Source organism: Actinomadura terrae, from assembly GCF_022751215.1.
GTDB classification, from domain to species: domain Bacteria; phylum Actinomycetota; class Actinomycetes; order Streptosporangiales; family Streptosporangiaceae; genus Spirillospora; species Spirillospora terrae.
Genome location: NZ_JAICDG010000002.1, coordinates 294430 through 305268, shown reverse-complemented (window position 1 = coordinate 305268; position 10839 = coordinate 294430). Strand labels below are relative to the sequence as shown.

13 protein-coding genes are annotated in these 10839 nt (G+C 71.6%); 1 reads left to right on the top strand and 12 read right to left on the bottom strand.

Annotation, left to right across the window (positions count from 1 at the left end; all coding sequences use genetic code 11):
• Position 1: 1 nt before the first annotated feature.
• The 5 genes from K2F47_RS11520 to K2F47_RS11500 all read right to left on the bottom strand — a co-directional run bounded on the left by K2F47_RS11520 (position 2) and on the right by K2F47_RS11500 (position 3901).
• Entirely contained in the window at positions 2 to 361 is a 360-nt protein-coding gene (locus K2F47_RS11520) for an NADH-quinone oxidoreductase subunit A (protein ID WP_242902870.1), read from the bottom strand.
• A gap of 108 nt (positions 362 to 469) precedes the next feature.
• Positions 470 to 1726, bottom strand: coding sequence for a geranylgeranyl reductase family protein (locus K2F47_RS11515; RefSeq protein ID WP_242902869.1), 1257 nt, complete (start codon positions 1724 to 1726; stop codon positions 470 to 472).
• A gap of 137 nt (positions 1727 to 1863) precedes the next feature.
• The gene (locus K2F47_RS11510; protein WP_242902868.1) at positions 1864 to 2565 is read right to left on the bottom strand and encodes a demethylmenaquinone methyltransferase; all 702 of its coding nucleotides are present in this window, start codon (positions 2563 to 2565) and stop codon (positions 1864 to 1866) included.
• A gap of 57 nt (positions 2566 to 2622) precedes the next feature.
• Positions 2623 to 2862 (bottom strand): DUF4229 domain-containing protein, encoded by a 240-nt coding sequence (locus K2F47_RS11505; protein WP_242902867.1) that lies wholly within the window; start codon positions 2860 to 2862, stop codon positions 2623 to 2625.
• Positions 2863 to 2917: 55 nt separating this feature from the next.
• Positions 2918 to 3901: a threonine ammonia-lyase gene (locus tag K2F47_RS11500; protein ID WP_242902866.1), complete on the bottom strand. Its 984-nt coding sequence runs from the start codon at positions 3899 to 3901 to the stop codon at positions 2918 to 2920.
• A gap of 299 nt (positions 3902 to 4200) precedes the next feature.
• Between K2F47_RS11500 and K2F47_RS11495 the strand changes: the two genes are divergently transcribed.
• Positions 4201 to 4404, top strand: coding sequence for a BldC family transcriptional regulator (locus tag K2F47_RS11495; protein WP_242902865.1), 204 nt, complete (start codon positions 4201 to 4203; stop codon positions 4402 to 4404).
• A gap of 69 nt (positions 4405 to 4473) precedes the next feature.
• Here the strand turns inward: K2F47_RS11495 and K2F47_RS11490 are convergent, their stop codons facing one another.
• The 7 genes from K2F47_RS11490 to K2F47_RS11460 form a co-directional block, all read right to left on the bottom strand.
• The gene (locus K2F47_RS11490) at positions 4474 to 4737 is read right to left on the bottom strand and encodes a hypothetical protein (protein ID WP_242902864.1); all 264 of its coding nucleotides are present in this window, start codon (positions 4735 to 4737) and stop codon (positions 4474 to 4476) included.
• A gap of 50 nt (positions 4738 to 4787) precedes the next feature.
• Positions 4788 to 5816, bottom strand: coding sequence for a hypothetical protein (locus tag K2F47_RS11485; protein WP_242902863.1), 1029 nt, complete (start codon positions 5814 to 5816; stop codon positions 4788 to 4790).
• 202 nt (positions 5817 to 6018) lie between these two features.
• Positions 6019 to 6993, bottom strand: coding sequence for a c-type cytochrome biogenesis protein CcsB (ccsB, locus tag K2F47_RS11480; RefSeq protein ID WP_242902862.1), 975 nt, complete (start codon positions 6991 to 6993; stop codon positions 6019 to 6021).
• Between the two features lie 5 nt (positions 6994 to 6998).
• Positions 6999 to 8768 (bottom strand): cytochrome c biogenesis protein ResB, encoded by a 1770-nt coding sequence (resB, locus tag K2F47_RS11475; protein ID WP_242902861.1) that lies wholly within the window; start codon positions 8766 to 8768, stop codon positions 6999 to 7001.
• Position 8769: 1 nt separating this feature from the next.
• Positions 8770 to 9510 carry a cytochrome c biogenesis CcdA family protein gene (locus tag K2F47_RS11470; RefSeq protein WP_242902860.1) on the bottom strand — a complete coding sequence of 247 codons (741 nt, stop codon included), beginning with the start codon at positions 9508 to 9510 and terminating at the stop codon, positions 8770 to 8772.
• Positions 9511 to 9543: 33 nt separating this feature from the next.
• Positions 9544 to 10134 (bottom strand): TlpA family protein disulfide reductase, encoded by a 591-nt coding sequence (locus K2F47_RS11465; protein WP_242902859.1) that lies wholly within the window; start codon positions 10132 to 10134, stop codon positions 9544 to 9546.
• 49 nt (positions 10135 to 10183) lie between these two features.
• Positions 10184 to 10822: a histidine phosphatase family protein gene (locus K2F47_RS11460; protein ID WP_242902858.1), complete on the bottom strand. Its 639-nt coding sequence runs from the start codon at positions 10820 to 10822 to the stop codon at positions 10184 to 10186.
• Between the last annotated feature and the right edge of the window lie 17 nt (positions 10823 to 10839).

Sequence of the window (10839 nt, the reverse complement as noted above, 5' to 3'; positions counted from 1 at the left end):
GTCAGTCCCACTCCAGACCGCCGCGCCGCCAGATGTAGGCGTACGCCACAAGCACGGTGACGATGAAAAGGACCATCTCCACAAGGCCGAAGATCCCCATCCGGTCGAACGCGACAGCCCAGGGGTACAGGAAGATGATCTCAATGTCGAAGACGATGAACAGCATCGCCGTCAGGTAGTACTTGATCGGGAAACGGCCGCCGCCCACCGGCTGCGGCGTCGGCTCGATGCCGCACTCGTAGGCGTCCAGCCGGGCCCGGTTCCAGCGCTTGGGCCCCGTCATCGAGGCCATCGCCACCGAACCGGCGGCGAACACGAAGGCGAGCACCCCCAGCACAATGATCGGGATATAGAGATCCATGTCCCTACTTCCTCTCTCGGGAACCCGCGGCGCGATACGGGGCGGCGCCTCCGCGGTCCGCCACCCTAGCCAAGGCGTTCAATAGCACTCCCCTCCGGGTCAACCCACTCATGCTGCTGGGGTCACCTTCTGCATAGCGTTGATGACCCGGTCCATCGCGTCGCCGCCCTTCGGGTCGGTCAGGTTGGCGAGCAGCTTGAGCGTGAAGCGCATCAGCGTGGGGTGCGGCAGGCCGTGCGAGGTGAGGAACTTCATCACGCGCGGGTCACCGATGGCCTGGACGAACACGCGGGCCAGCGTGAAGTAGCCGCCGTGCTCGTCCTTGAGGATGCGCGGGTACTCGTACAGGGTCCGCTCGCGCTGCGCCGGGGTGCGGCGGGCGAGCGCCTGGACCATGATGTCGGCGGCCAGCCGGCCGGACTCCAGCGCGTAGTCGATGCCCTCGCCGTTGAACGGGTTGATCATGCCGCCGGCGTCGCCGACGAGCAGCATGCCCCGGGTGTAGTGCGGCTGCCGGTTGAAGCCCATCGGCAGCGCCGCGCCACGGATCTTGGACGTGGCGTGCTCCTCGGAGAACTGCCACTCGGCGGGCATCTGCGCGCACCAGCCCCGCAGCATGCCCCGGTAGTCGACGTTCTGGAAGGCCTTGCTGGTGTTGAGCAGGCCGAGCCCGACGTTCGCGGTACCGTCGCCGACGCCGAACACCCAGCCGTAGCCGGGGAGCAGGCGCTGGCCGTCCCACATCTCCAGCCACGCCTCCATGTAGGGGTCGTCGTGGCGGGGCGTCTCGAAGTAGCGGCGGACGGCGACGCCCATCGGCCGGTCGGTGCGCCGCCGCAGCCCCATCGCCAGCGAGAGCCGGGTGGAGTTGCCGTCGGCCGCGACGACGAGCGGCGCGTGGAACGACGTCTCCTCGCCCTCGTAGGTGGCGGTGACGCCGGTGATGCGGTCGGTGCGCTCGTCCAGGATGGGGCCGGTGACCGTGCAGCCCTGGAGCAGCCGGGCGCCGGCCTTGGCGGCGTGCTCGGCGAGGAGCTGGTCGAGGTCGGCGCGCTTGCGGACGAGCCCGAAGTCGGGGAAGCTCGCGAGCTCGGGCCAGGGCAGCTCGACCTTGACGCCGCCGCCGTAGATCCGCAGGCCCTTGTTGCGTCCCCAACCCGGATCGCCCACGTCCACGCCCATGCCGATCAGCGCGCGGACCGCGCGCGGGGTGAGCCCGTCGCCGCAGATCTTGTCGCGCGGGAACGTCGCCTTCTCCAGCAGCAGGACGCTGAGGCCGGCCTGGGCCAGCCAGTAGGCGGTCGAGGCCCCGGCGGGGCCGGCCCCGACGACGATGACGTCCGCGTGTCGGGTCGAGTCGGTCACGGCTTTCCTCTTCAGCTCGTTCGCTTGTGAAGTACTTCACAAGGATCCGGTGGGGAGTCTATTCCTTTATCACGACCGGTGGGTACTTCTGGGCCGATCCAAATATGGAGCGGTCCCCGATCCACCTGCCGTCACGGTCATCCCGGATTGGTGCCGTGGTGCAGCGCCGCGACCCCGAACGTGAGGTCGCGCCATCGCACCGACGTCCAGCCGGCGTCCTGGATGAGCCGCGCGAGCGCCGCCTGGTCCGGCCACGCGAGCGTCGACTCGGCCAGATAGTGGTAGGAGCCCGGGTTGGAGCTGACCTTCGCGAGCAGCGGCAGCCCGAACCGCAGGTGGGCCCTGTGGCCGAGCGCGAGCAGCGTGTTCGGAGGGTGACTGACCTCACACACCAGCAGCCGCCCGCCCGGCTTCGCGACACGCCGCAGCTCGCGCAGCGCGCCGACGGTGTCGGCGACGTTGCGGAGCCCGAAGGAGATCGTGACGGCGTCGAACGAGCCGCTCGCGAACGGGAGCCGCAGCGCGTCGCCCGCGACGAAGTTGAGCCGCTCCACTCCGGCCTGCCGCCGCGTCCCGACCCGCAGCATCCCGAGCGAGAAGTCGCACGCCACCGTGTCGGCCCCGGCGTCGGCGAACGGCACCGAGGAGGTGCCGGTCCCGGCGGCGAGGTCGAGCACCCGCTCGCCGGGCCGCGCGTCCACCGCGCGGACGACCGCCCTGCGCCAGCGCCGGTCCTGCCCGCCGGTCATCAGCGTGTTGAGCAGGTCGTAGCGCTCGGCGGTGCCGTCGAACATCGCCGCCACGTCGGCGGGCTGCTTGTCGAGTGAGGCGCGGGTCATGGGTCCACCCTAAGAGCTAGCGGAACCACCGCCGTGCACCGGCCACGCCAGGTAGTACTAGGCGTCCTCTTTGGTGCGGGAGCGCTCGAACCTGCGGCGCCGGTCGCGGACGCCGGTCAGCACGGCCGCCGACATCCGGTCGCGCTGGTTCGACAGCAGGACGAAGCTGACGATGCCGCTGATCAGCAACGCCAGCAGCACGAGCGGGAACCCGCGGGTGCCGAGCAGCGCCAGCACGCCCGCGGTGGCCACGAAGATCATCAACCGCGCGGCGGTGTAGAAGAATACGGAACGCATGACACCCCGAGCCTACCGCCGCCCTTTCGCGACCTCGCGGCAGGTCGGGGTCAGGTCAGGCGTACACCTCCTGGAACAGGGCCGGGTCGACGTTTCCGCCTGACAGCACCGATACATAAGTCGCACCCTCGGGCAGCTCGTCGCGGTGGTGCAGGTACGCGGCGGTGGCCACGGCGCCCGACGGCTCGGCGACGAGGCGGGTCTCGCGGGCGAGGCGGCGCATCGTCGCCTTTATGTCGTCCTCGGTGACGGTGACGATGCCGTCCACGAGCGCCTGGATGTGGGCGAACGGGAGGTCGCCGACCTGCTGGACGCGCAGGCCGTCGGCGATCGTGCGGCCGGTGTCCTCGGCCGTCCAGGAGACGGGGCGGCCGAGGCGCAGCGAGTCGCGGGCGTCGGCGGCGAGCTCCGGCTCTACGCCGATGATCCGCGCCTCCGGGCGCAGCGCCTTGACGGCCGCCGCGACCCCGGAGATGAGGCCGCCGCCGCTGATCGGGACGAGCACGACGTCGACGTCCGGGCGGTCCTGGACGATCTCCAGGCCGACCGTGCCCTGGCCCGCGATAACGCGCGCGTCGTCGTAGGGCGGGATCATCGTGAAGCCGTGCGCGGCCGCGAGCCGGTCCGCGGTCTCGACGCGCGCCTCGGCGTTCGGCTCGACGTACACGACCTCGGCGCCGAGCTCCCGGCACGCGTCGACCTTCACGGCGGGCGTGGTGTGCGGCATCACCAGGACGGCGCGGATGCCCAGCTCGCGGGCGGTGTAGGCGACGGCGCGCGCGTGGTTGCCGCTGGAGTGCGTCACGACTCCCCGCTCGCGCACGTCATCGGGGAGGGAGGAGATCGTGGCGTACGCACCGCGCAGCTTGAACGCGCCGACCGGTTGCAGCGACTCGGGCTTGACGAGGAGCGAGGGCGCGCCGGGCGGGAGCGGGAACGGGACGAGCGGCGTCCGAACGGTGATCCCCGCGAGCCGTCCGGCGGCGGCCTCGATCTCGGTCAGCGAGACGAGGTCCGACGTGGTCCGGAGACGAGACATGATCGGAGACTATTCGCTTCGCCGCCGCCCGCGCGCCGCTTGCCCGACGTCCGTTCGCCGCCTCTCCGCCGCCTCTCCGTCAACCCCGCGTCGCGAGTGCGACACGGCCGGTCGATCGGGGCGTTCCCGCTGCTCGGATGGCCGCTGCGAGCGACGTCGCGAGCACATCAGGTCATCACGGCAGCTCATGCGACTACCGAGCGTGATGTTTTCCGAAAACAAGGGAGAAATCGGTCTTGAACCGCCACACTGTAAACAGTCCACCCGCGACGAGAGCGGGACAAAGGGGGAGAGAAAACGTGGAGAGCACGAGCGAGCGCCTGCTCACCCCGGGAGAGGTCGCCGCCCTCTTCCGGGTCGATCCGAAAACGGTCACACGATGGGCCGCGGCGGGCCGGATCAGCAGCATCCGCACTCCCGGAGGCCACCGCCGCTTCCGCGAGTCCGAGGTGCACGCGCTGCTGCGCGGTGAGGAGCCGGTCGCCGAGCCCTCGGCTCGCTGACCCTACCCGTCCAGGAACTTCTTCCGGACCGCCGGCACGGCGGGAAGGGCGCCTCACGGGGAAGCGCCCTCAGTCCTCCGACCGGTCCGTCTTCCACTCCTCGAAACGCCTGAGGAGCTCCGCGTCCTCGTCGCGCCAGCGCCGCCGCCGCTCGGCCAGCTCGTCCTCGGTGAGCGACTGGTCGAGCAGCCGGTCGTAGTCGGGATCGTCCGGACCGATCTCGACATAGGCGTCCGCGATGATCCGCCCGCGGCCCGGCTCGTCCGCGCCGGTGTCGGCGAGGACGCTGTGGGGTACCCGGAGCCTGCCGTCGGGGAGCCGGATCACCTGCATCGTCGATCACCCTTGGTGTGCATCGGTGTGCGTCGGGTCCATCGGGGGTCCTAGATCCCGTATCTGCGGTTGAAGAAGAGCATGACCTCGAGTGCCGTCCGGATGTTGCCGGCGAGCATATCGACCAGCGCGGGCCGCTGCCGGGACGAGATCGCCGCGAACGCGTCCGCGAAGAACTCGCGGCGGCCGAGCGCGTCGGGCTGCCGGTGGAAGTCGCTGGCCAGGTGCGGTCTGCACTGCTCGTACAGCGCGACGAACGCCGGGCTGTCGGAGGTCCACGCGCCGTCGTCGCCGTCGATGTCGTCGAGCGCGTGCCCGACCTCGTGCAGCATGACGTCGGGCGTGGGCGAGGGCCGGTCGCCCACGACGATCTTGCGGTCACCGTAGGCGCCCGCGCAGATGTCCCAGGTCGCGCGGCCCGAGGGCAGCGGCCGGTCGCGCAGGTGGCCCATGTCGTCGAGCTGCGGGACGCCGCCGGGGCCGACGTAGATGCCGTCGAGCCCGGCCGCGAGCTTCTCCTTGAGCGGCGCGGGCAGCCCGGCGAGGCTGTCCACGGCGCGGATCACCTCGGGCGGCGGCGGGCCGAGCCGGGCGTCCCACTGCCGGTACAGCACGCCCTCCAGGACGCCGCAGTGCCGGCGGCCGTCGGCGACGTGCGGCATGCCCGGCGGGTAGGGCTCGACGCGGAGCGTGTCGTCGTCGAGTTCGAAGGCGCGCAGCGCGTGGTCGCGCGCTCCGGCCCGGCCGGGGCGGCGCCGCCCGTACCGTCCCGTGACGCCCTCGGGCGCGTCGCCCGGACGGACCTCGCCCGCGACGTCGGGCCCGGCGGTGAACTCGTCGTCGCGGCCGGCCTTGCGGAACCGGCCGAACCGGTCGCGCGGCTGGTTGCTGCGCGGGCGCACGCGCCCGGCCTCGGGCGGTCCGCCCGAGTCGGGCGGTGAGGGCGAGTACGCGGTGTCGCCGGCGCGGTCGGCGGGATCGTTCCGGTCGGCGGTGTCGTTCCTGTCGGTCCGCCAGCCCCGGGAGGCCTCCCGATTCCTCAGCTCCCGGGGCTTGCGGTGGATGCCTTTGAAGCGCATCGGGCTCCTCTGTCGGCGGGACCCCGGCGGGGTTCGACGAGCGTCCGGGTCCCGGAGGCAGGGTAAGCCGGAACCCGACATCGCGTCATCCCCATCAGTCACCGGCTGCCCTCAGGTCAGGGACGTATCCGCTGGTGGCGCGGGTTCGGGAGCAAAACAACGAGGGGACCGCCACAGCGGTCCCCTCGGTTGCGTGGAGTTCTCAGGCGTAGGAGTGCAGGCCGGAGAACATGTAGTTCACGCCGAAGAAGTTGAACAGCAGCGCGGCGAAGGCGATCAGGGAGAGGATCGCGGCCTTGCGTCCCTTCCAGCCCGCCGTCGAGCGCGCGTGCAGGTAGGCGGCGTAGGTGATCCAGATGACGAACGACCAGGTCTCCTTGGGGTCCCAGCCCCAGTAGCGGCCCCACGCCTCGTCCGCCCAGATCGCGCCCATGATGATCGCGGCCGTCCAGATCGGGAACGCGAACATCGTCACGCGCAGGCACAGCCGGTCCAGGACGTCCACGGCCGGGATCCGGGCGAGCACGCCGCCCTCGGCGACCGTGCCGCGCGCCTGCGCCCGCGTCTTGACCAGGTACAGGATCGTGGCCGCCCCGGCGACGGTGAACGCGCCGGTCGCGGTGATCGCGGCGGTCACGTGGATGGCGATCCAGTAGGAGTTCAGCGCCGGGCTCACCGGGCCGACCGAGTCGTACAGCCACAGGTTGTCGATGCCGAGCGCGACCACGGCGGCGACCATCACGAACGCGCCGAGGAACCGCGCCTGGTAGCGCCACATCACGACGAGGAACGCGGTGACGGCGGCGAAGGCGATCGCGGCAAGGAACTCGTACATGTTCGCCCACGGCCAGCGGTCGGCCGACAGGCCCCGCGTCACCAGCATGCCGAGGTGCGCGGACCAGCCCAGCAGGTTCAGCACGACGCCGAGGCGCGCCCAGTCGACCTGGCGGCGCTCGCCGTCCTCGCCCTCGGGGGCAGCGGTCTTCGCGGGCGGGGCGTCGACCGCGCCCCCGGCGCCCACCAGGACCTTCGCCTCCGCCTTCTCCGCCACCAGCGCGGCGGAGCGGCGGCGGCCGAAGCCGAGGTCCGCGGCGTAGGCGAACAACGCGATGATGTAGAGCACCACCGTGGTCAGCATGAGCTTGTCGCTCAGGTTCGCGAGGTCGGCGTCGCCCACCCTCGTCACTCCTTCGGTTCTGTGTCGGGGTCGTGCCCGGCCGACCCCGCCTCGGGCTCGGCCCCGGCCTCGCCGGGTTCGGCCTCGCCGGGTTCGGGCTCAGCGGGTTCGGGCTTGTCCTCAGGCGCGGGCTCCGCGTCGGGCGCGGGGCCGCGCAGCGCGGTCACGATGTCGTCGAACTCCGAGGTCGGGTTCCCGAGCGTGAGGCCGCCGACCTCCACCACCGTACGCCCGCCCTTTCCGGCGCTCGCACGGACCCACACCCTGCGGCGCCGGACCATGAACGAGGTCGCCACGCCGAGCACCGCGAGGACGGCGGCGATCAGCGCGGGGAACCGTCCCGGGTCGCGGTTGACCGACATCGTCGTGTACTCGCGGAGGCCGTCGAAGGTGATCGACCCCGCGTTGCCGGGGAGCTTGAACGTCTCGCCCGGCTCCAGCAGCTTCTGCCCGTCCTTGACGGGCTGGAGCGTCTTGCCGATGCCCTCCAGCTTGTAGACCGACTGGGGGGTACCGGAGTCGAGGCCGATGTCGCCCTTGAACGAGGAGATCGTCACGACCGGGCGGATCGGCCCGGGGAACGCCGAGACGATCTGCTTCTGGTCCTCGCTGGCCATCGCCGTCGGCCACAGGATCGCGTAGAAGGCCAGCTGCTCGGGCTCGGCGTCGGGCGCCTTGATCACGCCCTCGGACGTGAGGTTGCGCGGCTCCATCGGCAGGAAGGGCACCGCGTCCTGGAAGGCGATGTTGCCCTTGCCGTCCCGGACGGTGAACACCGGCGCGTACCCGTGGCCGAGCAGGTACAGCTTGGCGCCGCCGACCTTGAGGGGATGGTTGAGCCGCAGGTCCCAGCGCTTCTCCTTGTCGCCCGGGGAGTCTCGGTAGCGGATCCCGGCGTGGAAGTCGGTGGCCTGGCCGCGCTTGTCGCCCTTGGTCTCGTAGGTGGCGGTGAACTCGTCCAGCGTGAGCGAGAACGGCGAGAGGTCGTCGCCGCCGAACGCGCGTCCGGGCTTGAAGTCGTCGTACTGGCTCAGCGAGTTGGCGAACGACTTGCCCTCGGTGAGCAGGATGTTGCCGCGGTAGCCGAACAGGTTGCCGAGGCCGAGCGCGAACAGCAGGGCCAGCAGCGCCAGGTGGAACAGCAGGTTGCCGGTCTCGCCCAGGTACCCCTTCTCGGCGGCCGCCGTGCCACCAGAACTGCCCCCGGACACGTCCACCCGGAACCGGCGCTTGCGCAGGACCCGGCGCGCCTCGGCGAGGACGTCCTCGGGCGCGGCGTCGGTCTCGTAGGACGCCGACTGCGGCAGCCGCCCGAGGTTGCGGGGCGCCGCCGGGGGCCGCGCCCGCATCGAGCGGTAGTGCTTGACGGCGCGCGGGACCACGCAGCCCGCCAGCGACACGAACAGCAGAATGTAGATCGCCGCGAACCAGGGCGCGGAGAACACGTCGAACAGCGAGAGCCGGTCGAGCCAGGGCGCGAGGGTCTTGTGGTCCTCGAAGTACTTGGCGACCTTCTCGGGCGTCTGGTCGCGCTGCGGGAAGATCGAGCTCGGCACCGCGCCGAGCGCGACGAGGAACAGCAGGATCAGCGCCGTGCGCATCGTCGTGAGCTGCCGCCAGCCCCAGCGCAGCCAGCCGAGCGGGCCGATGCCGGTGGGCCGGGGCACCTCGCCGGGGGCCTGCCGGGCGGAGGGCGCCCGCGTCCCCGCCTCGGCGTCCTCGGCCTCGGCGGCCTCGCGGGCCTCGGCTGTGATCTCGTCCGTCGTCTCGCTCATCTCAGATAACCGGTTGGAAGCCGCTGATCCACGACCTCAGTTCGATGGTCAGGTCGCCCCACAGGCCGCTCACCAGCAGTACCCCGATGAGCACCAGCATCCCGCCGCCGGTGCGCATCACGAGGGGGTAGTGCCGCTTCACCGCGCCGAACGCGCCGAGCGCGTGCCGGTAGGCGAGCGCGGTGATCACGAACGGCAGCCCGAGACCCGCGCAGTACGCCAGCGACAGTAGCGCGCCGCGTCCGGCGCTCGCCTCCGTGATCGCGAGGCCCTGGACGGCGCCGAGCGTGGGGCCGATGCACGGCGTCCAGCCGAGCCCGAACAGGACGCCGAGCAGCGGCGCCCCGGCCAGGCCGGCCGCGGGCATCCGGCCGGACTTGAGCGTCCACTGGAGGCCGGGGATGAAGCCCATGAACGCCAGCCCGAACACGATCGTGACGACGCCGAGGACGCGGGTGATCGGGTCCTGGTACTCCAGCAGCCACCGGCCGAGCCCGCCGAACAGCACGCCGTAGCTGACGAACACGAGGCTGAAGCCCGCGACGAACAGCGACACGCCCGCGAGCAGCCGGCCGCGCCGCTGCTCGGCGAGGTCGGCGCCGGTCATGCCCGTCACGTAGGACAGGTAGCCGGGGACGAGCGGCAGCACGCACGGCGAGGCGAACGAGACCAGCCCGGCCAGCGCGGCCAGCGGCGCCGCCGCGAACAGCGACCCGCTCGTGACGGTCTCGGCCGCGCTCATCGGCCCGCGCCGCTTCCCGGGATCATGGCGGGCTCACTTCTCCGCGAGGGTCTTGGCGACCAGCGGACCGAGCTTGGAGTAGGTCGTGGCGCCGATGACGCGGGCGGCGATGCGGCCCTGCCGGTCGAGGACGAGCGTGCTCGGGATCGCGCTCGGCGGAACTTCGCGGAAGGCGAGCGTGACCCGCCCGTCCGCGTCGAACATGCTCGGGTAGGTGACCTTGAACTTGCGCTCGAACGCCTTGCCGTTCTCCTTGGCGTCCTTGAAGTTGACGCCGAGGAACTCCACGCCCTTGGCCTTGTTCTCGCTGTAGACCTGCTCCAGCGAGGGCGCCTCGCCGCGGCACGGCGCGCACCAGGACGCCCAGAAGTTCACGACGACGACCTTGCCCTTGAGGTCGGCGAGCCGGTGCCGCCCGCCGGAAAGGCCCTCGGCCTCGACGTCCTGGACGCTCTTGCGGTCGCCGGGCTTGAACTCCGTGACGTTCCCGTCGCCCGAGATGAACCGGTTGTCGTTGCCGCCGGCGCCGTTGTCGGAGGCGCTCGTCCCGGCGCAGCCGGCGAGCAGCCCGCAGAGCGCGACGGCGACGGCTCCGGCGCGCGCGGGGGAAAGTCGGGGGCTCAACGGACCCTCCTACTACTACAGGACGTAGTACACAACGGTAGCGGTGCCCTCAGGCACCCGCGACACCGGGCCCCTTCGCGAGCCCGGCGGCGGGCTCGCCGTAGGCCACCTCGACGAGCCGGCTGCCCTCGAACGTGAGGCTGGTGACGCTGGCCAGGCCGCATTCGCGCTTGTTCGGATGGTGCCAGAGCCTGCGGTGCTCGGCGTGCAGCCGCAGGATCCACACGGGCAGCTGGTGGCTCACGCACACCGCCTCGTGGCCGCGGGCGGCCTCCCTGGCCCTGATCACCGCCGCGCGCATCCGGGCGGCGAGGTCCTTGTAGGGCTCGCCCCAGGACGGGCGGAACGGGTTGAGCAGGTGCCGCCAGTGCTCGGGACGGCGCAGCGACCCCGCGCCCGCCCCGAACGTCAGCCCCTCGAAGTGGTTCTCGGCCTCGATCAGCCGGTCGTCCACCGTCACGGGCAGGTCGAACGCCTCGGCCAGCGGGGCCGCCGTCTCCAGGGCCCGCTGCATCGGCGAGGAGAACAGGGCGGTCACGTCCCGGTCGCCGAACCACTTGGCGGCGGCCTTGGCCATGAGGACGCCGTCCTCGCTCAGCCGGTAGCCGGGCAGCCGCCCGTAGAGGATCCCGTCCGGGTTGTGCACCTCACCGTGCCGCAGCAGGTGAACGATCGTCTTCTCGGTCATCGCCCGTCAGGTTACCC